General features: G+C 67.9%; 30 protein-coding genes. 6 read left to right on the top strand and 24 right to left on the bottom strand.

Annotation, left to right across the window (positions count from 1 at the left end; translation table 11 throughout):
- Positions 1 to 3: 3 nt before the first annotated feature.
- The 5 genes from AC2EWF_RS02140 to AC2EWF_RS02120 form a co-directional block, all read right to left on the bottom strand.
- Complete coding sequence (locus AC2EWF_RS02140) at positions 4 to 1,209, bottom strand: argininosuccinate synthase (protein ID WP_483637707.1); 1,206 nt, start codon at positions 1,207 to 1,209, stop codon at positions 4 to 6.
- Positions 1,210 to 1,237: 28 nt separating this feature from the next.
- Positions 1,238 to 1,711, bottom strand: coding sequence for an OsmC family protein (locus AC2EWF_RS02135; protein ID WP_483637706.1), 474 nt, complete (start codon positions 1,709 to 1,711; stop codon positions 1,238 to 1,240).
- Positions 1,708 to 2,331 (bottom strand): FMN-binding negative transcriptional regulator, encoded by a 624-nt coding sequence (locus tag AC2EWF_RS02130; RefSeq protein ID WP_483637705.1) that lies wholly within the window; start codon positions 2,329 to 2,331, stop codon positions 1,708 to 1,710. The genes AC2EWF_RS02135 and AC2EWF_RS02130 overlap by 4 nt, the downstream gene beginning before the upstream one ends.
- Before the next feature lie 7 nt (positions 2,332 to 2,338).
- Entirely contained in the window at positions 2,339 to 3,346 is a 1,008-nt protein-coding gene (locus AC2EWF_RS02125) for an N-acetylornithine carbamoyltransferase (protein WP_483637704.1), read from the bottom strand.
- A 397-nt stretch (positions 3,347 to 3,743) separates the two neighbouring features.
- Positions 3,744 to 4,289, bottom strand: a complete 546-nt coding sequence (locus AC2EWF_RS02120; RefSeq protein ID WP_483637703.1) for a glycine zipper 2TM domain-containing protein — start codon at positions 4,287 to 4,289, stop codon at positions 3,744 to 3,746.
- A gap of 177 nt (positions 4,290 to 4,466) precedes the next feature.
- Between AC2EWF_RS02120 and cysS the strand changes: the two genes are divergently transcribed.
- The gene (gene cysS / locus AC2EWF_RS02115; protein ID WP_483637702.1) at positions 4,467 to 5,840 is read left to right on the top strand and encodes a cysteine--tRNA ligase; all 1,374 of its coding nucleotides are present in this window, start codon (positions 4,467 to 4,469) and stop codon (positions 5,838 to 5,840) included.
- A gap of 53 nt (positions 5,841 to 5,893) precedes the next feature.
- On the top strand, positions 5,894 to 6,340 hold the full coding sequence (locus AC2EWF_RS02110) for a SufE family protein (protein WP_483637701.1): 447 nt from the start codon (positions 5,894 to 5,896) through the stop codon (positions 6,338 to 6,340).
- A 118-nt stretch (positions 6,341 to 6,458) separates the two neighbouring features.
- Here the strand turns inward: AC2EWF_RS02110 and dksA are convergent, their stop codons facing one another.
- Positions 6,459 to 7,598 carry an RNA polymerase-binding protein DksA gene (gene dksA, locus AC2EWF_RS02105; RefSeq protein ID WP_483637700.1) on the bottom strand — a complete coding sequence of 380 codons (1,140 nt, stop codon included), beginning with the start codon at positions 7,596 to 7,598 and terminating at the stop codon, positions 6,459 to 6,461.
- On the opposite strand from dksA, the gene yidD reads away from it, so the two are divergent.
- Positions 7,570 to 7,983 (top strand): membrane protein insertion efficiency factor YidD, encoded by a 414-nt coding sequence (gene yidD, locus AC2EWF_RS02100; RefSeq protein ID WP_483637699.1) that lies wholly within the window; start codon positions 7,570 to 7,572, stop codon positions 7,981 to 7,983. The genes dksA and yidD overlap by 29 nt on opposite strands.
- A 17-nt stretch (positions 7,984 to 8,000) precedes the next feature.
- Here the strand turns inward: yidD and folE2 are convergent, their stop codons facing one another.
- The 7 genes from folE2 to efp all read right to left on the bottom strand — a co-directional run bounded on the left by folE2 (position 8,001) and on the right by efp (position 13,701).
- On the bottom strand, positions 8,001 to 8,942 hold the full coding sequence (gene folE2, locus AC2EWF_RS02095; RefSeq protein ID WP_483637698.1) for a GTP cyclohydrolase FolE2: 942 nt from the start codon (positions 8,940 to 8,942) through the stop codon (positions 8,001 to 8,003).
- Between the two features lie 113 nt (positions 8,943 to 9,055).
- Positions 9,056 to 9,907 (bottom strand): squalene/phytoene synthase family protein, encoded by an 852-nt coding sequence (locus tag AC2EWF_RS02090; protein ID WP_483637697.1) that lies wholly within the window; start codon positions 9,905 to 9,907, stop codon positions 9,056 to 9,058.
- On the bottom strand, positions 9,904 to 10,578 hold the full coding sequence (locus AC2EWF_RS02085; RefSeq protein ID WP_483637696.1) for an HAD-IA family hydrolase: 675 nt from the start codon (positions 10,576 to 10,578) through the stop codon (positions 9,904 to 9,906). Before AC2EWF_RS02085 ends, AC2EWF_RS02090 begins: the two co-directional genes overlap by 4 nt.
- Positions 10,575 to 11,279 carry a bifunctional 2-polyprenyl-6-hydroxyphenol methylase/3-demethylubiquinol 3-O-methyltransferase UbiG gene (ubiG, locus tag AC2EWF_RS02080; protein ID WP_483637695.1) on the bottom strand — a complete coding sequence of 235 codons (705 nt, stop codon included), beginning with the start codon at positions 11,277 to 11,279 and terminating at the stop codon, positions 10,575 to 10,577. Before ubiG ends, AC2EWF_RS02085 begins: the two co-directional genes overlap by 4 nt.
- Before the next feature lie 62 nt (positions 11,280 to 11,341).
- A complete protein-coding gene (locus AC2EWF_RS02075) occupies positions 11,342 to 11,596 on the bottom strand; it encodes a YciI family protein (RefSeq protein ID WP_483637694.1) in 255 nt (84 codons plus the stop codon).
- Positions 11,597 to 11,670: 74 nt separating this feature from the next.
- On the bottom strand, positions 11,671 to 13,002 hold the full coding sequence (locus AC2EWF_RS02070; protein ID WP_483637693.1) for a TRZ/ATZ family hydrolase: 1,332 nt from the start codon (positions 13,000 to 13,002) through the stop codon (positions 11,671 to 11,673).
- A 129-nt stretch (positions 13,003 to 13,131) separates the two neighbouring features.
- On the bottom strand, positions 13,132 to 13,701 hold the full coding sequence (efp, locus tag AC2EWF_RS02065; protein ID WP_483637692.1) for an elongation factor P: 570 nt from the start codon (positions 13,699 to 13,701) through the stop codon (positions 13,132 to 13,134).
- A gap of 110 nt (positions 13,702 to 13,811) precedes the next feature.
- On the opposite strand from efp, the gene epmB reads away from it, so the two are divergent.
- A complete protein-coding gene (epmB, locus tag AC2EWF_RS02060) occupies positions 13,812 to 14,834 on the top strand; it encodes an EF-P beta-lysylation protein EpmB (RefSeq protein ID WP_483637691.1) in 1,023 nt (340 codons plus the stop codon).
- Between the two features lie 129 nt (positions 14,835 to 14,963).
- Positions 14,964 to 17,006, top strand: a complete 2,043-nt coding sequence (locus tag AC2EWF_RS02055; protein ID WP_483637690.1) for an EAL domain-containing response regulator — start codon at positions 14,964 to 14,966, stop codon at positions 17,004 to 17,006.
- Positions 17,007 to 17,120: 114 nt separating this feature from the next.
- On the opposite strand, the gene rplS is transcribed toward AC2EWF_RS02055, so the two are convergent.
- The 8 genes from rplS to AC2EWF_RS02015 form a co-directional block, all read right to left on the bottom strand.
- Complete coding sequence (gene rplS / locus AC2EWF_RS02050) at positions 17,121 to 17,516, bottom strand: 50S ribosomal protein L19 (RefSeq protein ID WP_077482024.1); 396 nt, start codon at positions 17,514 to 17,516, stop codon at positions 17,121 to 17,123.
- 135 nt (positions 17,517 to 17,651) lie between these two features.
- Positions 17,652 to 18,404: a tRNA (guanosine(37)-N1)-methyltransferase TrmD gene (gene trmD, locus AC2EWF_RS02045; protein ID WP_483637689.1), complete on the bottom strand. Its 753-nt coding sequence runs from the start codon at positions 18,402 to 18,404 to the stop codon at positions 17,652 to 17,654.
- Positions 18,405 to 18,423: 19 nt separating this feature from the next.
- Complete coding sequence (gene rimM / locus AC2EWF_RS02040; protein WP_483637688.1) at positions 18,424 to 18,936, bottom strand: ribosome maturation factor RimM; 513 nt, start codon at positions 18,934 to 18,936, stop codon at positions 18,424 to 18,426.
- Between the two features lie 5 nt (positions 18,937 to 18,941).
- Positions 18,942 to 19,196: a 30S ribosomal protein S16 gene (gene rpsP, locus AC2EWF_RS02035; RefSeq protein WP_367844200.1), complete on the bottom strand. Its 255-nt coding sequence runs from the start codon at positions 19,194 to 19,196 to the stop codon at positions 18,942 to 18,944.
- A gap of 283 nt (positions 19,197 to 19,479) precedes the next feature.
- A complete protein-coding gene (gene ffh, locus AC2EWF_RS02030) occupies positions 19,480 to 20,865 on the bottom strand; it encodes a signal recognition particle protein (protein WP_483637687.1) in 1,386 nt (461 codons plus the stop codon).
- 81 nt (positions 20,866 to 20,946) lie between these two features.
- The gene (locus AC2EWF_RS02025; protein ID WP_483637686.1) at positions 20,947 to 22,446 is read right to left on the bottom strand and encodes an alpha/beta fold hydrolase; all 1,500 of its coding nucleotides are present in this window, start codon (positions 22,444 to 22,446) and stop codon (positions 20,947 to 20,949) included.
- On the bottom strand, positions 22,338 to 23,003 hold the full coding sequence (locus AC2EWF_RS02020) for an SdpI family protein (RefSeq protein ID WP_483637685.1): 666 nt from the start codon (positions 23,001 to 23,003) through the stop codon (positions 22,338 to 22,340). Before AC2EWF_RS02020 ends, AC2EWF_RS02025 begins: the two co-directional genes overlap by 109 nt.
- Positions 23,000 to 23,287: an autorepressor SdpR family transcription factor gene (locus tag AC2EWF_RS02015; RefSeq protein WP_483637684.1), complete on the bottom strand. Its 288-nt coding sequence runs from the start codon at positions 23,285 to 23,287 to the stop codon at positions 23,000 to 23,002. The genes AC2EWF_RS02020 and AC2EWF_RS02015 overlap by 4 nt, the downstream gene beginning before the upstream one ends.
- Positions 23,288 to 23,406: 119 nt before the next feature.
- Between AC2EWF_RS02015 and AC2EWF_RS02010 the strand changes: the two genes are divergently transcribed.
- Entirely contained in the window at positions 23,407 to 24,204 is a 798-nt protein-coding gene (locus AC2EWF_RS02010; RefSeq protein WP_483637683.1) for a cytochrome C assembly family protein, read from the top strand.
- A gap of 108 nt (positions 24,205 to 24,312) precedes the next feature.
- Here the strand turns inward: AC2EWF_RS02010 and cgtA are convergent, their stop codons facing one another.
- The 3 genes from cgtA to rplU all read right to left on the bottom strand — a co-directional run bounded on the left by cgtA (position 24,313) and on the right by rplU (position 26,114).
- Positions 24,313 to 25,383: an Obg family GTPase CgtA gene (gene cgtA, locus AC2EWF_RS02005; protein ID WP_483637682.1), complete on the bottom strand. Its 1,071-nt coding sequence runs from the start codon at positions 25,381 to 25,383 to the stop codon at positions 24,313 to 24,315.
- Positions 25,384 to 25,521: 138 nt separating this feature from the next.
- Positions 25,522 to 25,779 carry a 50S ribosomal protein L27 gene (gene rpmA, locus AC2EWF_RS02000; RefSeq protein WP_483637681.1) on the bottom strand — a complete coding sequence of 86 codons (258 nt, stop codon included), beginning with the start codon at positions 25,777 to 25,779 and terminating at the stop codon, positions 25,522 to 25,524.
- A 20-nt stretch (positions 25,780 to 25,799) separates the two neighbouring features.
- The gene (gene rplU, locus AC2EWF_RS01995; protein WP_483637680.1) at positions 25,800 to 26,114 is read right to left on the bottom strand and encodes a 50S ribosomal protein L21; all 315 of its coding nucleotides are present in this window, start codon (positions 26,112 to 26,114) and stop codon (positions 25,800 to 25,802) included.
- Positions 26,115 to 26,123: the final 9 nt, after the last annotated feature.

Below are 26,123 nucleotides of genomic sequence, written 5' to 3'. Positions count from 1 at the left end.
GTCTCAGCCCTTGCCTGCCGGGCGGTTGACCTCGGCCCACAGCGTGCTGCTCATGCCGAACAGCTTGATGAAGCCCTCGGCCTCGGCCACGCCCCAATCGGCCGACTGTGCGTAGGTGGCGCCCTTGGCGTTGAGGATGTGTTTCGACTCCACCGCCACGGCGTTGACCGTGCCGCCATTCGTCTCCAGCGTGACCTCGCCGTTGACGGTGGACTGGCTGGATGCAAGGAACGCTTCCAGGTCGGCCTTCAGCGGATCGTGGAAGAAACCTTCGTACACCACCTCCACCCACTTGCGCGCCACCTCGGGCTTGAAGCGGTTCTGCTGCTTGCTGAGCACCGCTTCCTCCAGCGCGCGATGCGCGGTGAGCAGCGAGACAAGGCCCGGCGCCTCGAAGATGATGCGGCCCTTGAGGCCGATGGTGGTGTCGCCGGTGTAGAGGCCACGGCCCACGCCGTAGGGTGCGAACAGCGCGTTGAGCTTGGCCAGGATCGTGTGGCCGGCCAGTTTCTCGCCGTCCAGCGACACGGCCTCCCCATTCTGGAAACCGATCTTCACGCGCAACGGGCCCGACGGCCACTCCGCCCGCGGCTTGCACCACGCGCGGGCGCCCTCGCCCGGCGCCTGCCACTTGTCGATCTCGCCGCCGGACATGGTGACGCCGAGCAGGTTCTCGTTGATGGTGTAGGCCTGCTGCTTCGCACGCACGCCGAAGCCGCGCTCTTCCAGGAACTTCTGCTCGTAGGCGCGCGTCTGCGTGTGCTCCTTCTGGATCTCGCGGATCGGCGCCACGATCTCGTAGTCGCCCAGCGACTTCACGGCCAGGTCGAAGCGCACCTGGTCGTTGCCCATGCCGGTGCAGCCGTGCGCGATGGCGCGCGTGCCCAGTTCGGCGGCGCGCTTCAGCGCGGCTTCCACAATCAGGTAGCGGTCGGACACCAGCAGGGGGTACTGGCCCTGGTAGCCCTCGCCCGCCCACACGAACGGCTTCACGAAGCCTGCCCAGATCGCCGGACCGCCGTCCACCGTGACGTGGCTGGCCACGCCCAGCTCCTTCGCGCGGTGCTCGATGAAGGCGCGCTCCTCGGCATCCACGCCGCCGGTGTCGGCGAACACGGTGTGCACGGCCCAGCCGCGCTCCCTGAGGTAAGGCACGCAGAAACTGGTGTCGAGGCCGCCGGAGAAGGCGAGGACGATGTCTTTGCTCATGACTTGCGAATCCTGGTCGGGGAAGGTGTCAGTCGGAGGAAACGACGATGCGCGGCTCGCAGCGCACCGGGAAATTCACGGAATTGGCGATGAAGCAGGCGTGGTGCGCGTCGTCGTGCGCGGCCCGCGCCTTGCCGGGATCGCTGTCGGCGCGGATGGTCACCACCGGGCGCAGCACGACCTCGGTGAAACGGCCGCCGTCGCCTTCGGTGACCATCGTGCCCTCGGCGCTGTCGCCGTAGGCGACCACCACCACGCCGGCTACGGTGGCCATGTGCAGGTAGGACAGCATGTGGCAGGCGGAGAGCGCGGCCACCAGCATGTCCTCCGGGTTGTGCCGGGTGGCGTCGCCGCGGAAGGTGGGATCGGAGGAACCGGCGAGATCCGGCTTGCCAGGTATGCGGATCACGTGGTTGCGGCTGTAGTTGCGGTAGCCGTCGGTGCCGCTGCCGCGGTTGCCGGTCCATTCCACGTCGACGCGGTAACGGTGTGGGTGGCTCACGTATCCGACTCCTCTTGCACGGCCATCAGTCTGGCCAGTTCCGCGTCGCCGTCGCCGTCGCGGCGGCGCAGCCCGGCGATCACGCCGAGGCGGTTGCGCTCGGGATGGTTCTGGCTGAGCTTGAACTTGCCCTCGACGCGCTCGATGGCGATCTCGAGGCCGACGATCGCGTGCAGCATTTTCCCGACGTGGTCCGCCGGCGCGTCAGCGATGCGCCACGGTTCCGCTTCCGTGGCCTCGTGGCGGTCGGTCAGGCGTTCCAGCAGGGCACGCAGCCAGGCCGCGTCCTCGACCACTTTCAGACGCCCGTGCACGTGCGCCACCGCGTAGTTCCAGGTGGGTACCTCGCGATGCGTCTCCTGCTTGCTGGGGTACCAGTTCGGGCTGACGTAGCCGTCCGGGCCGCGGAAGATCACCAGCACCTCGGCGCCGCCCAGCCTCGCCAGTTCGTTGCCGCGCGCCACGTGGCCTTGCAACGCGTTGCCCACCAGGTCGAACGGCAGATGGTTGGCGACCAGGCCCTCCGCCGCGTTCACCACCGCCGTGGCGAACGGGAAATCGCGGATCAGCCCTTGCAGGACCTCCGCACGCGTTTCGGCAAAATGCTGGGGTACGTACATGGGCGGCTCAGCCCTGCCCCGCCAGCGCGGCCATCACCGCCTTCTGCACGTGCAGCCGGTTCTCGGCCTCGTCGATGGCAATGCAGTACGGCGCATCCATCACCGCGTCGGTGGCCTTGACGTTGCGGCGCAACGGCAGGCAGTGGCTGAACAGGCCGTGGTTGGTCAGCGCCATCTTGGCCTCGTCCACGATGAAGTGCCTGTGCGCATCACGGACGGGCTTCTCCTGCTCCCACCTGCCGAAGTACGGCAACGCGCCCCAGCTCTTGGCGTAGACCACGTCGGCGCCGCTGTAGGCTTCCTCGATGTCGTGGCTGACGGTGAGCGAGCCGCCGTTCTGCTCGGCGTTCAGGCGGCCGAATTCCATGTAGCGCTCGTCCAGCACGTACTCGGGGGTGGGGCACAGCAAGGTCACATCCATGCCCATCTTCGTCGCGATCAGCAGCGCCGAATTGGCCACCGCGGTGTTGAGCGGCTTGGGATGGTAGGTCCAGGTGAGCACGTACTTCTTCTTCGTGAGGTCGCCCAGGTGCTCTCGCATGGCCAGTGCGTGGGCCAGTTCCTGGCAGGGGTGGGTGATCGTCTCCATGTTGATGACGGGCACCGTGGCGTACTGCGCGAAGGCCTTGATGACCTTGTCCTGGCGATCCACCGACCAGTCCTGGAACTTCGGAAAGGCACGCACGCAGATCAGGTCCACGTAGCGGCTGAGCACGCGCGCCACTTCCGCCACGTGCTCCTCGGTGTCGCCGTCCATCACCGTGCCCACTTCGAACTCGATCGGCCACGCATCCTTGCCCGGCGCCAGCACCACCGCATGCCCGCCAAGCTGGAACGCACCCAGCTCGAAGCTGGTGCGGGTTCGCATCGATGGATTGAAGAACATCAGCGCCACCGACTTGCCGGCCAGCTGCGTACCGGCGGGCGAGCGCTTGAACGCGGCAGCCTGTTCCAGCAGCGCGTCGATCTCGGCGCGGCTCCAGTCCTGAGTGGTGAGGAAATGGCGGATGGTCATGGGCAAAGGCGCTCTTTGGAGGATGGTTGGTCGAACCTTGGAAAACCCCGGAACAAAAAACCCGGCACGATGGCCGGGTTTTGTCGTCGATACACATGGAACGCGTGCGACAGCCTACCCGGCCGGATGTTCGTCCAGCGGTCGACGCGCACGCGACGTCATGCCAGCAGCCATGCGGGCGCTGGTCAGGACATTGGCGGTATAGACGGCTGTGGACACGAGGGGTTCCAGTCGGGCGAGCCGCCATGATGACGGGATTTTCGCTGCCATGCAACATGCCATTGAAAGTGTGGCCATGGATGGCCGCCCATTTGATCCTCGCGATCAAGGATGATCGCAAAGATAAAAGCAAGACGCCGCCCGAAGGCGGCGCCACATCGTCAAGCGGTCCGCCAAATCAGTCGGCGGGAGTCACGCTCACCCGCACGCGCAGGCGCTCGCCGGGGTCGTAGTTCAGGCGCGACTCGTAGACCTCGCCGCGATAGCGGTATTCCACGTCGTAACCCATGATCTGGCGCTGCTCGCTGACCGTGCTGACCTCCCGGCAACGGGTCTGGGTAGTCTCGTAGCTGCCGCCATGGTCGGACACCCGGTTGCCCACCGCGCCACCGGCCACCGCACCGACCACCGTGGCAGCCTTGCGGCCGTCGCCCTTGCCGATGGTGTTGCCCAGCACGCCGCCCACCACCGCGCCGAGGATGGTGCCGGCGGTGCTGTTGCCCGGATCCCGCTGCACCACCTGCTGGTCGTAGCACTGCTGGCGCGGCACGGTCGTCTGGGTGACGCCGTAGACCGGGTCGACCCGCAGGACGTCGGCCCAGCCGTAATGGGCACTGTCATCCTGCGGCGGCCCCGGCGGGGGGCCCGGGTAGCGCGCGTCCTGCGCCTGGGCGCCAGTGGCGGCCAGGACCAGCACCAGCATGGCAAGAGGAAGCTTGGGCATCTCGTTGACTCCGGAAGGTGTTTCGGGCGCAACTTCGGCGCATGACCGATTGCAGCAAATAGACACTGAATCGCGGCTTAGAATTCCACGACTGCGACGCCTTGCCGCCCTCGTGCTTACGCCTTGTTAAGATGAGCTGCTGGGCCGCACCCTCGGCCACCGCCCGGAACCCCGCCGATGCCGATTTCGCTCTACAACAGCCTGACCCGCCGCACCGAACAGTTCGCTCCGCTCGACCACCAGCGTGTGACGATGTACGTGTGCGGCCCCACCGTCTACAACTATGTGCATATCGGCAACGCGCGCGGCCCGGTGGTGTTCGACGTGCTGGCCAAGCTGCTGCGGCGGCATTACCCGCAGGTGGTCTACGCCCGCAACATTACCGACGTCGACGACAAGATCAACGCCGCTGCGCTGGAGCAAGGCGTAGGCATCGAGGCGATCACCGGCAGGTTCAGCGCCGCCTACCGCGAGGACATGGCGCAGTTGGGCATCGCACCGCCCGACGTGGAACCTTGCGCCACCGCCCACATCGATCCGATCGTGGCGATGATCGAACGCCTGATCGTGGACGGCCATGCCTACGCGGCGGAAGGCCACGTGCTGTTCGACGTGGCCAGCTTCCCCGATTACGGCAAGCTCTCCGGCCGCGACACCGAGGAGATGATCGCCGGCGCCCGCGTGGAAGTGGCGCCGTACAAGAAGAACCCCGCCGACTTCGTGTTGTGGAAGCCTTCCACGCCGGAATTGCCCGGCTGGAACAGTCCATGGGGCCGGGGCCGCCCCGGCTGGCACATCGAGTGCTCCGCGATGGCCGAGAAGCACCTGGGCGAAACCATCGACATCCATGCCGGCGGGAACGATCTGCTGTTCCCCCATCACGAGAACGAGATCGCCCAATCCACCTGCGCGCACGGCGGCAAGACCTTCGCGCGCTGGTGGCTGCACAACGGCATGCTCACCTTCGACGGCCGCAAGATGTCCAAGTCGCTGGGCAACGTGCTGCAGCTGCACGAACTGCTCAAGCGCCATCCCGCCGAAGCGCTGCGCCTGCGGCTGCTGAGCGGCCACTACCGTCAGCCGCTGGACTGGTCCGATGCCGCGATCGCGCAGTCGGTCAGCACGCTGGACGGCTGGTACCGCGTGCTGCGCGACCTCGGCGAGGTTGACGTGGACGCCATGCGGCTGCAGGTGCCGGAGGCGATCGAGGCTGCCCTGTGCGACGACCTCAACACCCCGCAGGCGCTGGCCGAGCTGGCTTTGCTGGCCGATGCCGCGCGGCTGCAAGGCACGCCGGAGGCCAAGGCCGCCCTGCTCGGCGGCGGCGCGCTGCTCGGCCTGCTGCAACAGGATCCTGAAGCCTGGTTCAAGCAGGCCGGCAGCAGCAGGGTCGACGCCGCGCAGGTGGAAGCCCTGATCGAACAACGCCAGGCGGCCCGCGCCGCCCGCGACTTCGCCCGCGCCGACGCGATCCGCGCCGAGCTCGCCGCGATGGGCGTAGCGATCGAGGATGGCCCGCAGGGCACGCGCTGGAGCGTGGCCAAGGCCTGACCGCCGTACCGGCGGCAATCGCGCATTGCGGACAGGCGCGCGATAATGCGCGCATGAACGACATCGCCACGAGCACCACCGGCGGCGCCATCGAGGCGCAGCGCGAGATCGCCGAGGAATTCGCCTACTTCAGCGAGTGGAGCGAACGCTACCAGTACCTGATCGATCTCGGCAGGCAGATCCCGCCATTCCCGGAGGAGTACAAGACCGAAGCCTGGCGCGTACACGGCTGCCAGTCGATGGTATGGCTCGTGCCCGGCGGCAATGCATCGTGCATGCATTTCGAGGCGGCCAGCGACTCGGCCATCGTCTCGGGCCTGATTGCCCTGGTGCTGCGCGTGTATTCCGACCGCCCGGCCGCCGAAATCATCGCCACCGAACCGGACTTCATCCAGGCCATCGGCCTCGCCAAGCACCTCTCGCCCACCCGCTCGAACGGACTGGCGGCGATGCTGGCGAAGATCAAGAGTTACGCCGCCGCCGCGGCGAACAAGGAGTGAACGGGGAGGAGCCAGCACGCGGGCCCGCCGACACCGCATCCCGCTTGTGTCGACCTTCCAGCAAAAAGCCCCGCTTGCAGCGGGGCTTTTTGCTGCGGCGCGTAACGACGCGGCTTGCTCAGTCGCCCATCTGCTTCTGCAGGTGTTCGCGACGCTCCTGCGCATCCAGCGACAGCGTGGCGATCGGGCGCGCGTCGAGGCGATCGACGCCGATCTCCTCGTCGGTCTCCTCGCAGTAGCCGTAGCTGCCCTCCTCGATACGACGCAGCGCCTTGTCGATCTTGGAGATCAGCTTGCGGTAGCGGTCGCGGGTGCGCAGCTCCAGCGAGTTCTCGGTCTCGCGGGTGGCGCGCTCGGCCTCGTCGCCCACGTCGCGCACCTCGTCGCGCAGGTTGTCCATGGTCTGGCGCGACTCCTCGACCAGCTGGTCGCGCCAGTCGCGGAGCTTGTTGCGGAAATAGGCCAGATGCATCGGGTTCATGTACTCCTCCTTGCTGGAGGGGCGATAACCCTTGGGCAACGCGATCTGGGTGGTGGCGGGCAAGGCGTAGCGCCCGTCTTCGCGGGTGACGCCGTTGTCTAGGATTTTTGCAGCCTGCTTGTTCATTGAGGACGACGTGTTTTTCGATGGCTTGTGGGATGCGTGAGCCATGGTGTTCGCGTTACGCGGCAGCACCATGGCCGTGGCGCTCGCCACCTTGCCCTTGAGCGGCGAGGCGGTGGGCGGGGAGGGTTTCTTCTCGACAGGCGCCGCCTTGGCCGGTGCGGCGACCGGCTGCGCAGCGGCGGCCCTGCCATTGGCGGCCTTGGCGACTGCCACCGGCTTCGGCGCCGGCCTGGCAGACGGCTTCGCGGCGGCCTTGGCTGCCGGTTTCGCGGCTTTCTTGGCTACCGGCTTCGGCGCGGGGCCGGCCGCTTTGCGGGCGACGACCGGCTTGGCCGCCGGCTTCTTCGCCGCCGGCTTGGCTGCCTTCGCGGTTGCCGGTTTTTTCGCCACCGGCCTGGCGAGCTTCTTCGCGACCGGCTTGCTGGCCGGCGCCGCTTTCCTGGCTGGTGCCTTCTTTGCCACGGGCTTCTTGGCCACCAGCTTCTTCGCGGCCGGCTTACCCGCGGGGACTTTCTTCACGGGGGCCTTCACGCTGGCCTTCGCGGTCCGTGCAGCGGCGGCTTTCGCCTTGGCGGGGGCCTTGCCCGGCCGCGCCGGCACCTTCCCCTTGCCGGCCTTGGCGGTGGTCGAACTGCGCGTGGTTTTCGCCATATTCCTTCACCATTTTTGGCCGTGGCGGCCGGGTGTTATAGCCCATGTGTCCTACACCGGCAAGCCGGCTTCTGGGATACTGGCAACACTACCGGCGACCAGCTGTTCCGGCAACGTGAATGTCCTGACCCGATTCCTGCTGTTCCTGCTGCGCCTCTACAAGCGTTGGCTCAGCCCCCTCTTGGGCCAGCGTTGTCGTTTCTACCCCAGTTGCTCCGATTATGCACGGGTTGCGGTCACGCGCTTCGGCCCATGGCGCGGCTGCCTGCTCACCGGCTGGCGCCTGTTGCGCTGCCAGCCCTTGTGCGCGGGTGGCGAGGATCCGGTGCCCGAACAGTTCCAGTTCCGCCGCTGCCGGACGCACGCAGACCGTCACGCGCACTGAAACGCGCGGCGCATCGATCAGGGACCGAAGCCGCCCGGCACGCCCTTGCTGGCGTAGGCCACCGCGTCGTGCGGGTGCAGGCTTTCCTGGTGTTCCACGCGCACGTGGAAATCGGCGAGGCGCTCGTCGGCGTCGAGCGCGAGCTGGATGCGGCGCGCGGCGTCCTCGCAGAACATCAGGTTGCCGCCGTTGGCGAGCGCGAAGGCCTGTTCGTCCTCGCGCTTCACCGCGGTCTGCACCGGCGTACCCAACGCCCGTTCCACACGGTCGAGCGTGTTGATCAGGTCGAACGGCACGCCCTCCTTGAGGCGCACCAGCAGCCGCGCCACGCTGCGCTGTGCGTGAGGGGTGGCGACGATGCCGCGCTCGCTGCCCAGCCAGGCCAGCACGGCGGCATGGTCGAGTGCATGCGCCGCATCGAAGTCATTGGCGAACTGTTCCTGGATCAGCTGGCGCGACAAGGCAGCCGAGGCGGGGCAGGTAGAGGAATAGACCACTTCGGTGCCCAGTTCGAGCCGGAAGCCGTCCGGACCCAGGCTGGCCTCGATCGACACCGGATAGCTGCGCCAGCCGCTGTGGCCGCTGCGCAGCGCGTTGCGGCGCACCAGCGCATCGAAGCGGATGCTGAGGCGGCCACGGTCGGACAGGCCGGCATGCGATTCGAGGAAGGCGCGCAAGAGGTTTTCCAGCATCGCCGCGCTCAGCGGCTGGGCGCCGAGATGGTGGTCGACCAGCAGGTACAGCCGCGACATGTGGATGCCGCGCTTGTCCGGGTGCACTAGGTTGACGAACGCACCGACCTGCGCGTTGGCACGTTGCACCTCGCCGTCGCCGGCATCGAAACGCACCGGCACTTCGATGCCGTCCATGCCTACCCAGTCCAGCGCGCCGCGCAGATGCGGCTGCGCCTGGGCGGCGACGTCGGGCATCAGGCGGGTGGTGTTTTCGTGGCTGTGCATGGGGAGCTCGTGCAACGTGGCGGCGCGACCGCCGCCGAAGCTGCCTATTTTGGGCCAGCCTGTCGCATTGCAACAGTTGGCGGCGGTGAAACGCTGCGTTCCGTGGCGCTCGCTCAACCTGTCACGGCGCGCCAGCGTCGTGCCGCGCGCCAGGCGGCAAAGGTCGTACCGAAACCGCCCGACCCGCCCTGCTGCAATACGGCCAGCGGATCGGCCGCGCCATGGGCGCGGCGCAGCAGGCATTCGGCCTCGCGCGATTCCAGCGCGCGGAAGACGCTGAGCGGCCCGGGCAGGCGCACCGATTCACGCCACGCTGATTGCAGGTCGGCCAGTTGCGCCTTGACCGCCTCGTCGCGCGCGGCACCGCGCTGGCGCAGGGCGGTGCGGGGGAGGCTGTAGCGGGCCAGCCGCGCCATGGGCAGCGGCAGGCGGTCACGCTCGGCGTCGTCCTCCAGCCGGCGCAGCGCGTACAGCAGATGGCTGAGTACGGCCACCCTGCCGGCGCGCTCCGGCGGCGCCGCGTCGCCATACCACCACGCGGTTTCCAGCGCCGCCAACGCGCCATGCAGCTGCGCGGCCGCAGCGAGCTGGGCAGGGAAATCCGCCGCCGTGCCCTGCTCCAGCTGCGCCAACGCGGCCAGCACCGGCGCCAGCCAGCGCTCGGCGGGAACGGCGTGGGCGCGCTCGTCGTCGAACAGCACCTGGCTCAACGGGTGCCGGCCACCGCTGGCAGCTGCACCGGACAGTTCCTCGGCCCACCAGTTGAGCTTGCCCAGGGCTACCTGCGGTTCGCGGATGCCATAGGCGGCAGACAGCAGCTCCTGCTCCAGCGCGGCCAGCGCAACATGGCCGGGATACTTCGCCGGATCGACGAAGGCCAGCGCCATGCGCTGCGCCGGCTGCACTGCCAGCCATTTGTCGACGTAGCTCTGCAACGCGCCATGGGTGGCCGCCCGTCCGCTCATGCCGTCACCGGCAGCTTCAGCAGGCCGGCCAAGTCGCGCGGATGATCGATCACCGCGTCGGCGCCCCAGTTGGCGGGGTCGCCGCCATCGAGGTACCCCCAGCGTACCGCCACGGTATACAGGCCGGCGGCGCGGCCGGCCTCGACGTCGCGCGCGTCGTCGCCCACGAAGACGCAACGCGCGGGTTCGACCCGTGCGTGCTCGCAGGCGAGCAGCACCGGCGCGGGATCGGGCTTCTTCACTGGCAAGGTGTCGCCGCAGACCACCGCGCTGGCGCGCAGGTCCCAGTCGATGCGCTTGATCAGTTCCTCGGTGAGGAAGCCGGGCTTGTTGGTGACGATGCCCCAGCGCAGCTCGGCGGCTTCCAGTGCGGCCAGCAGCGGCTCGATGCCGTCGAAGGGACGCGTGTGCCGCGCCATGATTTCCGCGTAGATGTCCAGGTAGCGCGGCATGCGCTGCAGCAGCGCCGCGTCGTCCTCGGCGAAGGCGCAGCGCAGGATCGCCCGGCCGCCGCGCGACACCACCTCGCGCACTGTCGCGTACGGCGGTGCCACGGCGTCGACCTCGGCGCAGTACGCCTGCAGCGCGGCATAGAGGTCAACGGCGCTGTCGAGCAGGGTGCCGTCGAGATCGAACAACACCCCCTGCACGTCACTGGGCATCGGCTTCACGCGGGTTTCCTTGCGCAGAGGATGTAGTTGACTGCGGTGACCCGGCTCAGCCAGGCCTTGCGGCTGAGCGGGTTGTAGCCGAGGCCGCTGACGTCCTCCAGCTCCAGGCCCGCCTGGCGCAGCAGGCGCGCCAGCTCGGAAGGTTTCAGGAACTGCGCGTAGTGGTGGGTGCCGCGCGGCAGCAGGCGCAACAGGTATTCCGCGCCGAGGATGGCCGCGCCGAACGCGGCCGGCGTGCGGTTGAGCGTGGACAGGAACAGCCGGCCGCCGGGCTTTAGCATCGTGGCGAGGTCGTGCACGAGGGCAGCGGGATCCGGCACGTGCTCGATCAGCTCCATGCAGCACACCGCGTCGAAACTCGCCGGCTCGGCCGCAGCCAGCTCGGCCGAGGACTGCTTGCGGTAGTCCACCTTGAGGCCGGATTCGTGCAGGTGCAGGCGCGCGATCTCGATCACCTTGAGGCCCAGGTCGATGCCGGTGACGTTGGCCCCCGCGTGCGCCAGCGCCTCGCTGAGCAAGCCACCGCCGCAACCCACGTCGGCGAGTTTCGCGCCGCGCAAGCTCACCCGTGCGGCGACATAGTCGGCCCGCACCGGATTGAGGTCATGCAAGGGGCGCGATTCGCCGTCCGGGTCCCACCAGCGCGCAGCCAACTGGTCAAAGCGGGCAATTTCGGCGGAGCTGACGTTGGCAGTGGTCATGTTCGAGTCCGCGGCAGGGTCGTGAGTCTATTGAAAAGTGCGCACATGGATGGGTGCAAAAGCTAAACCGCCAGCCATTCGTGCAGCGTGATCTCCCAGCCGCCGCTGGTGTGGCATGGATCGCCATGGGCGATCGTCCACGCCTCGTCCAGCGACTCGGCGCGCAGCAGGTAGGCGCCGCCGCTCTTGTCACCGAACGGTCCCGACAACTCGTTGCGCCCTTGCGCACGCAGCGCTTCCAGGAATTCGCGGTGCAGCGGAACGGCCGCCGGATCGAAGGACGGACGACGCATCAGCACGACAAGATAGCGGTTCATGGCGGAAGCCTGTTGAAAAGTGCGGCCACGGATGGCCGCCTCTTGATCTTCGCGCTCACGGATGAGCGCAAAACCTAATGCCCCGCGATGCGCTCGCGCCAGGCGTGCACGCGGGCAAGGGTGGCGGCGGCGTCGATGTCCACCAGCTCGCGCGCGGCGAGCTTGCGGCGACCGGCCACCCAGACGTCGCTGACCTGGTGGCGGCCGGCGGCGTAGGCGAGCTGCGACGCCACGTGGTACAGCGGCTGGGTTTCCAGGTCCGACAGGCGCACCGCGGCGAGGTCGGCCTGCTTGCCGGCCTCGATCGAACCGATCCTTGCATCCAGGCCCATCGCCCTGGCACCGCCCAGCGTGGCCGCCCGCAAGGCGCTGGCGGCGTCGAAGGCCGCGGCATCGTTCGCCACCGCCTTGGCCAGCAGCGCCGCGGTGCGCAGCTCGCCGAACATGTCCAGGTCGTTGTTGGAGGCGCAGCCGTCGGTGCCGATGGCGAGGTTCACGCCGGCCTTGCGCAGCTTCTCCGCCGGACAGAAGCCGGAGGCGAGCTTGAGGTTGGATTCGGGGCAATGCACCACCGACACGCCGGCCTCGGCGCAGGCGGCGATCTCGCCGTCGGTGAGCTGGGTCATGTGCACTGCGATCAGGCGGTCGTTGACCAGGCCCAGCTTCTGCAGGCGCTGGAACGGGCGCAGGCCGCTCTTCCGCTTCTCTTCCTCGACCTCGTGCGCGGTCTCGTGCAGGTGCAGGTGCACCGGAATGTCGAGCTGGTCGGCCAGCACGCGGATGCGCTCGAAGCTCTCGTCGGACACGGTATACGGCGCATGCGGCGCGAACGCGGTGGACACCAGCGCGTCGCCGCGGAAGATGTCGTGCACCTCGCCCGCGCGCTCGAAGTATTCATCCTGCGACCTCGCCCACGCGGTGGGGAATTCGATCACCGGCAGGCCCACCACGGCGCGGAAACCCAGCTTGCGGTAAGTGGCGCCGATGGCGTCGGGGAAGAAGTAGTTCTCGTTGGCGCAGGTGGTGCCGCCGCGCAGCATCTCGGCCACCGCCAGCTCCACGCCATCGCGCACGAACTCGGGGCCGATCACCTTGGCCTCGGCCGGCCAGATGTGCTGCTGCAGCCACACCATCAGCGGCAGGTCGTCGGCCAGGCCGCGCAGCAGGGTCATCGGATTGTGCGTGTGGGCGTTGACCAGGCCGGGAATCAGCGCGTGCTCGGGCAGCCTCACGGTCTCGCGCGGCAGGTAGGCCGCGCGCGCCGCCGCGATCGGCAGCAGCGCGACGATGCGGTCACCCCGCACCGCCACCGCGTGATCCTCCAGCACCACACCGTGCGGCTCCACCGGTACCACCCAGCGGGCTTCGATCAGCAGGTCGACGGACTGGGGCTGGATTTGGCTCACGTTGGGCTTCCTGATCCGAAGGCTTCAATACGCGAAGGGCGGCCACCTCGCGGCGCCGCCCATGTTCGTCGCGCCGGCTTTCGCCGGGATGACACGATACGGGGCTGCGCGAAGCCGCGCAGCCCTGCATCACTTGCCGACCCGGCTGACGTATTCGCCGGTGCGGGTATCGACCTTGATCGTCTCGTCCTGGCCGACGAACAGCGGCACGCGCACCACCGCGCCGGTTTCCAGCGTGGCCGGCTTGCCGCCACCGCCGGAGGTATCGCCGCGCACGCCGGGGTCGGTCTCGGTGATCTTCAGCTCCACGAAGTTCGGCGCCTGCACCGCGATGATCTCGCCGTTGAACAGCGTGACCACGCACTCCTCCTCGCCCTTCAGCCACTTCGCCGCGTCGCCCACGCCGGCCTTGGTGGCCTGGTGCTGCTCGAAGTTTTCCTGGTGCATGAAGTGCCAGAACTCGCCGTCGGAGTACAGGTACTGCATGTCGGTATCGGTGACATCGGCGACCTCGAAGGAGTCGCTGGACTTCATCGTCTGCTCGGTGGTGCGGCCGGTCTTCAGGTTGCGGATGAAGATGCGGGTGAACGCCTGGCCCTTGCCGGGCTTGATGAACTCGGCTTCGGTGATGATCCACGGATCGTTGTTGTGAAGGATCTTCATGCCCTTCTTGACGTCGTTGAGACCGGCGGTGGCCATGCGGTGAACTCCAGGATGTGAATGGTCGGGGCCCGAACGGCGCCCCTGCGCCGCGGCAGCGGCTAGAATGGACGGTTCGAGGGTCCGGTACGGCCCGGACAAGGCCACACATGATAACCGCAAGCCCAGGCGCACGCATTACACCCGCCTCCGGCGCGCTGCCCGGTGACTGGCGGCAACGGTGGCGCGAGGCCGTCACCGACGCGGCCGAGCTGCTCGCCCTGCTGGGCCTGTCCTCGCTCGCAGCGAAGCTGCCGCCGGCCGATGCAGGTTTCGCCCTGCGCGTGCCGCGCGGTTTCGTGGCCCGCATGCGACATGGCGATCCGGCCGACCCCCTGCTGCTGCAGGTTCTGCCGCAGCTGGCCGAGTTGGATGTGATGCCGGGCTTCGTCGCCGATGCGGTGGGCGACCTGGCCGCCCGCGAGGCACGGGGCGTGCTGCACAAGTACCACGGCCGCGCCCTGCTGATCGCCAGCGGCAGTTGCGCGATCAACTGCCGCTACTGTTTCCGCCGGCACTTCCCCTACGGCGAAGAGATGGCCGCCGCCGGCCAGTGGCGCAAGGCGCTGCAGCACCTGCGCGACGACCCGTCCATCAGCGAGCTGATCCTCTCCGGCGGCGATCCGCTGGCGCTGTCCACCGCCAAGCTGGAAGAGCTGTCGCGTGGCCTGGCCGACATCCCGCAGGTCACCCGCCTGCGCATCCACACCCGCCTGCCGGTGGTGCTGCCCGAGCGCATCGACGAAGCCTTCACCACCTGGCTGGCGGCCCTGCCGCTGCAGAAAGTGGTGGTGCTGCACGCGAACCACGCGAACGAATTCGATCCCGGCGTGGACGCCGCCTGCGCCCGCCTGCGCGCGGCAGGCGCCACCGTGCTGAACCAGTCCGTGCTGCTGCGCGGCGTGAACGACGATGCCGGTACGCTGGCCACCTTGTCCGAGCGGATGTTCGCCGCCGGCGTGCTGCCCTATTACCTGCACCAGCTCGACCGCGTGCAGGGCGCCGCGCACTTCGAGGTGGACGACGCCCGTGCGCTGGCCTTGCTCGATGCGCTGCGCGCCCGCCTGCCCGGCTACCTGGTGCCGAAGCTGGTGCGCGAGGTAGGCGGAGATCCGTCCAAGCGCCCGTTGTAAACCGGCGACCGGTCACGCCAGTTTGGCCGTCCGCTGGCAGTTCCGCCGCCAATCCGTTACAACCGAGCCTGCACATCGTCTCGCCCGGAAGGCAAGCGGCCTTCATCGCTTCCCGCAATACGGCAGCCCATGAAAAAAGACTTCGTCATCAGGATTCTCTTCATCGAACACTCGGTCGAGGAGGCGGAGCAGATCATCAGCCTGCTGCGCAACACCGGCATCGCGGTTCGCCCGGCGCGGGCCACCGCCGCGGACCAGGTGCAGGCGGCGCTGGCAGAGCTGGAGCCGGACATGGTGATGTTCGACCCTGCCAACGGCGCGATCACCCTGCCCGAGGTGGTGCGCATGCTCGATGCCCACGGCAGCGACTACTCCCTGCTCGGCCTAGTCGGCTCGCTGGAGAACCGCGAAGTGGCCGAGCTGTTCGAGCAGGGCGTACACGGCGTTGCCGCGCGAGGCATGCCGGGCCAGTTGCTGGCGGTGCTGCGACGGGAATTCGAGGCCCTGCAGGCCCGGCGCCAGCTGCGCCGTCTGGAAGCCACGCAGCGCGAACTGGAACGTCGTTGCGACGCCCTGCTCGACTCCTCCCGCGACGCCATCACCTACGTGCACGAGGGCGTGCACGTGCGTGCGAACCTGGCCTACCTCGAGACCTTCGGCCACGAAAGCTTCGACGACCTGCTCGGCATGCCCATCCTGGACATGATCGACGCCGCCGACGTGGACGAATTCAAGAACCTGCTGCGCGGGCATACCCGCCAGGAGAAGCTGCCGAACCAGGTCAGCCTGCGCGCCCGCCGCGCCGACGGCACCCCGTTCGATGCCTCCGTGGAATTCGCCCCAGCCACGTTCGAAGGCGAACCCTGCCTGCAGATCGTCTTCCGCCGCCAGTTGGTCGACCCCGCGGCGCTGGAGCAGCTGCAGCGCGACCCGATCACAGGCCTGTACAACCGCCCGCACATGCTGGAGGCCATCGACCACGCGGTGATCGATGCCGCCAAGGGCAAGAAGGGGCAGTCGCTGCTGCTGATCGAGCCGGACAACTGGGCGGCGCTGGTGGGCGGCATCGGCCTGGCCAAGGCCGACGAACTGCTGGCCGGCTTCTCCGACCGCGTCCGCATGCTGCTGGGCACCGACGACGTCGCCGGCATGCTGGCCGAGCACACGCTGGGCATCATCCTCGCCCCCCGACCGGACGAGGCGATACGGGAGTGGATCGCCAAACTGCAGCACGCGATCGGCAGCGAGATCTTCGACGCCGGGTCGCGCTCGATCACGGTCACCGCCAGTGTCGGCGGCAGCCTGCTCGGCGAGAAGAACGCCAACACCGAGTTGCTGCTCAACCAGGCCGGCCAGGCCCTGCGCACGGCGCAGAGCCTGGGCAGCAACCAGGTCGAGCTGCACGACCCCGCCGCACGCGAGAAGGCCGACGAGGAGCGCGAGCGCTACTGGCTGGACCTGCTGCGCAAGGCGCTGGAGGGCGAGGGCCTGATGCTCTACCACCAGCAGACGATCAGCCTGCAGGACGCCGAGGGCGACTACTCGGAGATCCTGCTGCGCATGAACGGCCCGCAGGGCGAGGTGCTGCCTGGCTTCTTCATGCCGATCGCCGAGAAGCACGGCCTCACCGGCGCGGTCGACCGCTGGGTGCTCGACCAGACCATTCTTGCGCTGCAACGGCGCGAAGGCCTGGGCCAGCCGACCACGTTCTTCGTCAAGCTCACGGCGGCCTCGCTGCAGGACGACACGATGCTGAAATGGCTGGGCGAACGCCTCGGCCAGGCCGGGCTCAAACGCGGCCGGCTGGTGCTGGAAATGACCGAGAGCAAGGTGATGACCTTGCTGCGCCCCGCGCAGGAGTTCGTCACGGCATGGAAGAAACTCGGCGGCCGCTTCGCGCTGGAGCAGTTCGGCTCAGGCCTCAACTCCTTCCAGTTGCTCAACCACATCGACGCGGACTACCTGAAGATCGACCGCAGCTACATGGCCGACCTGCCGCAGCACCCCGAGAACCAGAAAAAGGTGGCCGAGCTCTGCCAGCAGGCGCGTTCGCTGAAGAAGCAGACCATCGCCGAATGGGTCGAGGACGCCACCAGCACCTCGCTGCTGTTCGCTGCGGGCGTGGACTTCGTGCAGGGCAACTTCCTGCAGGTGCCGCAGCGGCTGGATTGATCGCCCTGCCTCTGGACGCCCCCCGCGCGAGGCGGCGGCGATGACGCAACGGAAAACAGGAAACCCGCGGAGCGATCCGCGGGTTTCCTGTCTGTGCAGCGATGGCGCCCGCGCTTACTCGGCGCTGGCGGCAGCCTTGTTCGCGGCCTTGATCGCGGCGGCGGCGGCGATGTCTTCCTTGATGCGGGCAGCCTTGCCCTCCAGGCCGCGCAGGTAGTACAGCTTGGCGCCACGCACCTTGCCCTTGCGCTTCACCTCGACCGAATCGATTGCCGGGCTGTGCGCCTGGAACACGCGCTCCACGCCGGTGCCGTGCGAGATCTTGCGCACCGTGAAGGCCGAATGCAGGCCGCGGTTACGCTTGGCGATGACGATGCCCTCGAAGGCCTGCACGCGCTCGCGATTGCCTTCCTTGACCTTGACGTTCACGACCACGGTGTCGCCAGCGCCGAACTCCGGCAAGGGACGGGTGATCTGCTCGGCTTCGAACTGCTGGATGATCTTGTTCATGGCGACCTCGATGGTTTGCGGCAGTCCCTGCCGCGGTAGTTCTGTAAGCGGCAATCCCTGGCCGCAAGGTGTCTTGGTTGATTGCGATCGTCCTGACCGCGGGAATCACACAGCGTCCGTCCCTGACCGCACGCTTCAGCTTCCACCCGTCACGCGGTATTCGCGACGGAATTCCTCCAGCAATGCGCGGGATTCCGCATCCAGCACGCGTTGCGCCAGCAGATCCGGGCGCCTGAGCCAGGTCCGGCCCAGTGCCTGCTTCAGGCGCCAGCGGCGGATCGCCGCGTGGTCGCCGGAGAGCAGCACCGCCGGCACCTCGCCGTAGGCATCCCGCACCGGTTTCGTGTAGTGCGGGCAGTCCAGCAGGCCGTTCGAGAACGAGTCCTGCTCGGCGGACTGCGCATCGTTCAACGCGCCATCCTGCAACCTGCCCACCGCATCGATCACCACCGCGGCACCCAGCTCGCCACCGGAAAGCACATAGTCGCCGATGGAAAGCTCCTCGTCGACCTCGTGCGCCAGCAAGCGCTCGTCCACACCCTCGTAACGCCCGCAGAGCAAGGCGATGCGCGGCATCTTCGCCAGCGCCACCACCCTGCCCTGCGTCAGCCGCGCTCCCTGCGGACTGAGGTAAATCACGTGCGCCGGTTCCGGCGCCGCCTCGCGCATGGCCTTCAGGGCCGCCCGCAAGGGCTCGATCAGCATCACCATCCCGGGGCCGCCGCCGCAGGTGCGGCCGTCCACGGTACGGTAGTTGTCGGTGGCGTAGTCGCGCGGGTTCCAGGTTTCCACCTGCAGCAGCTCGCGCTGCTGCGCGCGTCCCACAACACCGACGGCGGCGCACTGGCGCATGAAGTCGGGGAACAGCGTGACGACATCGATACGCATGGACCTCAAACTCCAACCTTCAGAATTCGGGATCCCAGTCCACCACCATGCGCCCGCCGGACAAGTCCACCGAACGCACGACACTGCCCTGGATGAAGGGGACCAGCCGCTCGCGCTCGCCGTCCCGCACCACCACCACATCGTTGGCGCCGGTGGCGAACAGGTGGCTGACCCGTCCGAGTGCCGCGCCTTCGGTGGTGACGACCTCGAGTCCTTCGAGGTCGATCCAGTAATACTCGCCCTTGCCGGGAGGCGGCAGCTGCTCGCGGGCGACGTAGATGTCGCTGCCGACGAGGGCGGCTGCCGTGTCGCGGTCGTCCACGCCGGGCAGGCAGGCCACCAGGCCTTTGCCCTGCGGGCGCCCTTTCGCTCCCGCGATCTCCTTCACCGTGTCCGGCGCCGTTGCCAGCAGCCAGGGACGATATTCGAAGATCCGCGTGCGGGGCTCGGTCCAGGATTCGAGCTTGACCCAGCCCTGCACGCCGTACAGCCCGACGATGCGTCCGACCGGGACGCGCCGACCGGCTGCCATCACTTTCAGGCCGCCTGCTGCTTGCCGGCTTCCTTCACCAGGGCGGCGACCTTGTCGCTCAGCTGGGCGCCCTTGCCGACCCACTCCTGCACGCGCGCGACGTTAAGCTCGAGGCGCTTGTCCTTGCCCGAGGCGACCGGGTTGTAGTAGCCCACGTTTTCAATGTTGCGGCCGTCGCGCTTGTTGCGCTGGTCGGTGACTACGACGTGGTAGAACGGGCGGCCCTTGGCGCCACCGCGCGAAAGACGAATCTTGACCATGATGAAAGCTCCAGAGATGCCGGAATCGCCGGCCACACGCACGAGGCCGTGCGCGGTAAACGCGGCATTTTAGGGGGATGTGACTGAAAAAGGAAGAGGTTATGCGGCTCGCGGCGTGGCGGCGGCGACCAACCAGCCAGAAAGCCAGAGCCTTGCCTGGTGCCCGGGAAGGACATTCTGCCCTTTCCGGGCTCGCCCGGGCCGACTAGCCGGTCCGGACTGTCACCCTTCGCTATGCGATGGGTGACGAACGGGCCATCCTTGGCCCACGGGCTTCGGCCCGTCAGCGCGGCGGCAGCCCACCCATGCCGCCCATCCCGCCCATGCCTTTCAGCGCGCCGCTCATCTGCCGCAGCAGCCCCTTGCCGCCGCCGCGGGAGAGCTTGGACATCATCTTCTCCATCTGCATGTACTGCTTCAGCAGGCGGTTGACGTCGGCGGGCTGCGTGCCCGAGCCCTTCGCCACGCGGGCGCGGCGCGAGCCGTTCAGCAGGTCGGGATGGCGGCGCTCCTTCCGGGTCATCGAGCCGATGATCGCCACCATGCGCTTGATCTCGCCGTCGCCGACCTTGGACTTCACGCTGTCGGGCAGGCCGGAGACGCCGGGCAGCTTGTCCATCAGGCCGGCCAGGCCGCCCATGTTGTTCATCTGCTCCAGTTGGTCGCGCATGTCCTCGAGGTCGAAGCGCTTGCCCTTCATCACCTTCTGGGCCAGCTTCTGCGCCTTTTCCTGGTCGACCTTGCGCTCGACCTCCTCGACCAGCGACAGCACGTCGCCCATGCCGAGGATGCGCTGCGCCACGCGATCCGGATGGAACGGCTCCAGTGCGTCGGTCTTCTCGCCCGCGCCAAGGAACTTGATCGGCCGGCCGGTGATGTAGCGCACCGACAGCGCAGCACCGCCACGGGCGTCGCCGTCGGTCTTGGTCAGCACCACGCCGGTAAGCGGCAACGCGTCGGCGAAGGCCTTGGCGGTGGTGGCGGCGTCCTGGCCGGTCATCGAGTCGACCACGAACAGGGTCTCGACCGGGATGATCGCGGCGTGCAGCGCCTTGATCTCCGCCATCATCGCCTCGTCCACGTGCAGCCGGCCGGCGGTGTCGACCAGCAGCACGTCGACCACCTCGCGGCGGGCCGCGGCGATCGCATTCTTCGCGATGTCGACGGGGTCCTGCCCCGCCTCGGACGGGAAGAACTTCACGCCCACCTGCCCGGCCAGCGTGCGCAGCTGCTCGATGGCGGCCGGACGGTAGACGTCGCAGCTCACCACCATCACCTTCTTCTTCTTGCGCTCGGTCAGCAGGCGCGCCAGCTTGGCCACCGTGGTGGTCTTGCCCGCGCCCTGCAGGCCGGCCATCAACACCACCGCCGGCGGCGTGGCGGCGAGGTTCAGCTCGCTGTTGGCCGTGCCCATCACCGCAGTCAGCTCGTCGCTGACCACCTTCACCAGCGCCTGGCCGGGCGACAGGCTCTTCATCACGTCCTGCCCCACCGCGCGCACCTTCACGCGCTGGATCAATGCCTGCACCACCGGCAGCGCCACGTCGGCTTCCAGCAGGGCGATGCGCACCTCGCGCAGCGCCTCGCGGATGTTTTCCTCGGTCAACCGGCCGCGGCCGCGCAGGCGGTTGACGGTGGTGGACAGGCGTTGGCTGAGCGATTCGAACATGGGGTCGGCAGGCAGACGGGAAGCGCATGATTATAGCGGAGGTCGGGCGCCGCGACCGGCGCCCCCACCCCTGCCGGGCAGTCACCGGCTGCCGATCGCGCGTCCGTCGGATGCAGGAGCCTGTGCCTCGATCCACTTCGCGATGTCGCCGACTACCTGCGCATCCACGTGTGCCGGTGCCGTGTAGTCGTCCAGCCTACCGGTCTTGCCGGCAGACATGAACAGATGACTCAAACCGGGGTACAGCTGGAATGCCGTGTGCGTCCGACCGGCCAGTTCCTGCTTCCAGCGCGCGAAGTCCAGGGTGGGCGAGATCTGGAAATCGCTGCCGCCCTGCAGGATCAGCATAGGCATCGACAGCCTTTTTGCTGCAGCCACCGGATCGACCCGCGACCAGCTCAGCCAGTAGCTCTGGGGCCCGCCATCGAATTGGCCTTGTGGCGCTGGCTGCCCCGGCGCGACCGCAGCCAGCAGTCTCCGCTCGGCCACATACGCCTGCACCGCCTTCGCGGTGGCGGCCGGCGACTCACCGGCCTTGGCCGACTGTTCGCGCGCCTGCTGCTCAAGCACATCGAAGATGCCCCGCGCCGGTGCCGCCATCAGCACCAGGCCGGCCAGTTGCGCATCGCGCTCGCCGATGCGCGGCGCCATCATGGCGCCCAGACTGTGGCCGATCACGAACACCCGGCGCGGATCGACCGCGTGCTGCCGCGCCAGCAAACCGGCCGCGGCCACGGCGTCGTCAGTCACTTCCGCATCGATCGCGGGGGCACTCTTGCCGCTCCACTCTTTCGGGTAGTCGAAGGTGCGCTTGTCGTAGCGCAGCGAGGCGATGCCGGCGCGCGCCAAGCCGTCAGCGATGTCTTGAAATGGCTTGTTGGGGCCAACGGTCTCGTCCATGTCGTGCGCCCCGGAACCCGCCACCAGCACCACCGCCGGGAAGGGGCCGTGACCTGCAGGCAGGGTCAGCGCTCCACGCAGAGGGCCGACCGGCGTCGGCACATCCAGCGGTGACACCCGCACACCGTCGGCCTCGACATGCGCCTGCACGCCATGCGCCGCAGTCTTCTGCGTCATTAGCGCCACCATCGCCGGCGGCGCGAAACGCAACAAGGCGACACGGTCCTGCGCGTCGCACGCGATCACCATGTCCAGCGGCGCCTTGGCGAGGCTCATCTGCGTGACGAACACCGGCTGATCGTTCACGTACAGCTTTTGCGCCGGGGTGCTGGCGATGTAGGAGCCGCCCTGCCCCTGGAGAGCGACCCAGGCCTGCCTGAGCTTGCCCGCATCCAATTTTCCGGCCAGTTCCGGGGCGAAGTCGCTGCGGGCCGTGGCGTAGTCGACATGCACCAGCGCATCCAGCAGTGTTGCGGAGCGCACCGCACACTGTTCCGCCGCCCCTCCCGTGCCCGCCCGCGCGAACGGCGCTGCCAGCAGCATGCTGGCAGCGAGGGTGATCCGACACAGTTTCATGGTGCATCTCCCTCCGACGGGCGGCGTACTTCGAGGCGCCGGTAGATGAAGTACGAGCACACGTGCGGAATCAGCAGCACGACCACCACCGCTGCCAACGCCCATCCCGACAGGGCGCCGGCCAGGGCAAGCACGACCATCACCATGCCACCCAGCACGTACATCCAGCCCGCCAGTCGATGCGTCCGCTCCCACACTGCCTCGCTGGTCAGCGTCCACGGCGTGCGGACGCCCATGAAGAAATTCCGACGCAACTTGCCCATGTAATTGCCCAGCACCATCAGCAGCACGCCGGCCGCCAACGGGGCGATGGTCGCCATGGGCACCGCGTGGCCGGCCCCGGCGAGCATGGCCGCGACACCAAGCACCAGCATCGTTCCCTGGATCACCAGCATCAGCGCCGCATAGATGCCGGCAAAGGATTCCATTTCGAAACGCTTCGGCGAAATTCGCGGCAGCACGGTCGCGAGCAGGGCCATCCCGAGTATCAGCAGGGGCCACATGGCCACGACCCGGAAGCGGGATGCGTAGCCGTTCGGATGCCCGTCGATACCCCAGTGGCTGGGCACGCGAGCCGGCATGTGCGGCCATAGCCAGATCGCCACCCCGACGGCGATGGCCACGTAAACAGTAGAAACGATCAACATACGTGCGGATTTCATTGCTTGCCTCCGGCTTTTCCCTTCGAGGGAAACAGGTCCATCAGCATCCGTGCGAGGTCCTCGAACACGGTGCTGTTGAGCGAATAGACGATGTACTGGCCACGCCGCTCGGTGCGCACCAGGTCGGCATGCTTGAGTACGGCGAAGTGGTGCGACAGCGAAGCCGGCGTGATGTTGAACGCCTCGCCGATCTCGCCCGCGGTGAGCGGGCCGCCCTGCAGGCGCTTGAGGATCGCGCGCCGCGTGGGGTCGGCCATGGCCTTGAATACTTCCTGCTGCTTCATTGGATGCGTCATCCTGGGTGTACATCTAGATGTTTAGATATTTTTCTAAATATTGCAAGTGCCGTCGTGCGGCGATGCGCGTTCGCGGCCCACGGAGGCGTGTGCGAAACTTCCGACCCATGTCGCTTACGCTTCCTGCCATCATCGCCATCGTGCTGTACCTGGGCGCGTCCGCACTGCTGGCCGCTCCAATGACCGGCTGCCCCCGCACGCCACGGCGCCTCGGGCTGAGCGCCGCCATGCTGGCCGTGCTGCTGCACGTCTCGGTGCTGCTGGGCGCTCACGGCGGACGGGTGGATCTGCACTTCTTCGCTGCGCTCTCGCTGGTCGCCTGCGTGGTCGCGGCACTGACTCTGCTGGTGAACCTGTCGAAGCCGGTGGCCGGATTGGGCGTCATCGTGTTCCCGCTGGCGGCGCTGCTGCTGGGCCTGGACATCTTCCTCGCGCCGCCCACTACGCCGAATCCGCTGGACTGGCAGATCAGCCTGCACGTGGCGATCGCCCTGCTTGGCTACAGCCTGCTGTCGATCGCCGCGGTGCTGGCGGTGCTGCTGGCGGTGCAGGAGCGTGCGTTGCGCACGCACCGCCCGATCCGGCTGGTGCGTGCGCTGCCGCCGCTGACCCAGACCGAAGCGCTGCTGTTCCGGCTGATCAGCGCCGGCTTCGGCCTGCTCACGCTCACCCTGCTGAGCGGCGCGCTGTTCATCCAGAACATCCGCGCCCAGCACCTGGTCCACACCACGGTACTCAGCGTGCTTGCCTGGCTGATCTTCGGCGTGCTGCTGTGGGGGCGCTGGAAGCACGGCTGGCGCGGACGCAGCGCGGTGAACCTGTGCCTGATCGGCATGGCGGTGCTGTTGCTGGCCTTCTTCGGCAGCAAGGCGGTGCTGGAATTGATCCTGCACCGCAGCGTGTAGGAACGCACCCTGTGCGCGATGGCGCTGATGCTCGACCGGAGCCAGGGGCATTCGCGCACCGGGTGCGCCCCTACGGCCGCGTTTTTGGCGACGCGGCGCAGGTACCGTTCACTCGCCGCGCAGGCGCACGTCGCCCGGCGCAATGCCGGCGCGCTCTTCCGCCCGCGCCGCGCGCTGGTCCTCGAAGAAGCGCTGCACCTGCTGGCAGACCGCCATGGTGTTCTCCCGCGCCAGGGCCGAAACGAGGAACCACGGCGCTTGCCAGTCGAGGCGACGCACGATGTCCTCGGCCACCTGCCGGCGTTCGTCCTCGGGCAGCGCGTCGGACTTGTTCAGCACCAGCCAGCGGGGCCGCTCCAGCAGTTCGGGATTGAACTTCGCCAGCTCGTGCTCGATCGTGCGCACCTGCTCCACCGGGTCGGTGCCATCGATCGGCGCAATATCGACTAGGTGCAGCAGCAGGCTGGTGCGCGACACGTGGCGCAGGAACTGAATACCCAACCCGGCACCGTCGGCGGCTCCTTCGATCAGGCCTGGGATGTCGGCGATCACGAAGCTCTGGTCGGTACCCAGGCTCACCACGCCGAGGTTCGGATGCAAGGTGGTGAACGGATAGTCCGCCACCCTCGGCGTGGCCGCCGACACGGCGCGGATGAAGGTGGACTTGCCTGCATTGGGGACGCCGAGCAGGCCCACGTCGGCGAGCAAGCGCAGCTCCAGCTTCAGCTCGCGCGACTCGCCCGGCGTGCCCTGGGTGAACTGGCGCGGCGCGCGGTTCACCGAAGTCTTGAAGTGGATGTTGCCCAGGCCGCCCTTGCCGCCCTGCGCCACCAGCAGGCGCTGGCCGTGCGCGGTGAGGTCGCCGATGGTCTCGTCGGTATCGACGTTGGTGACCATGGTGCCCACCGGCACGCGGATCGTGGTGTCTTCGCCGCCCTTGCCGTACATGTCGCTGCCCATGCCGTTCTGGCCGCGCTGCGCCTTGTAGCTGCGCTGGTGGCGAAAGTCGACCAGGGTGTTCAGGCCCTCGTCGGCGATCAGCCAGACCGAACCGCCGGTACCGCCGTCGCCGCCGTCCGGCCCGCCGAACGGGATGAACTTCTCGCGCCGGAAGCTCGCGCAACCATTGCCGCCGTCGCCGGCCTGGACCTTGATGATGGCTTCGTCGACGAATTTCATGACATGGGAACCGGGAACGGGGAATCGGGAGAGGAATGGGTGAAACGCAGGGGCAAGCTTACTCGCGCAAGTCCAGCCGTCGCCTCACAAAACAAAAGCCCCGCCGGAGCGGGGCCCTTGCTGCAACCTCGGAAAGGATCAGGCCTTCACGACGCTGACGAACCGGCGGTTGTTCTCGCCGCGGACCTTGAACTCCACCCTGCCGTCCACCAGGGCGAACAGCGTGTGGTCGCGGCCGAGGCCCACGCCGGTACCGGCATGGAACTGGGTGCCGCGCTGACGCACGATGATGTTGCCGGCCTCGACGTCCTGACCGCCGTACACCTTGACGCCCAGGTACTTCGGGTTGGAGTCGCGACCGTTGCGGGACGAACCTACGCCTTTTTTGTGTGCCATGACTGTGTGCTCCGGCTAAATCAGGCGTTGATGCCCGTGATCTCGACTTCGGTGTAGTGCTGACGGTGTCCCTGCTGACGCTTGTAGTGCTTGCGGCGGCGGAACTTGATGATGCGGATCTTGTCGGCGCGGCCGTGCTTGCGCACGGTGGCGGACACGGTGGCACCGGCCACGGTCGGCGCGCCGACGGTGATCGACTCGCCTTCGCCGACCAGCAGTACCTGGTCGAACTTCACGGCGGCGCCTTCTTCGGCGTCCAGCAGTTCCACGCGCAGGACGTCGCCCTGTTGCACGCGGTACTGCTTGCCGCCGGTCTTGATGACTGCGTAGCTCATGGGATTATC

This window comes from Rhodanobacter sp. sgz306013 (genome assembly GCF_057031145.1).
The sequence above is the reverse complement of the archived record's forward strand: the minus strand, read 5'-3'. Positions and strand labels throughout refer to the sequence as shown.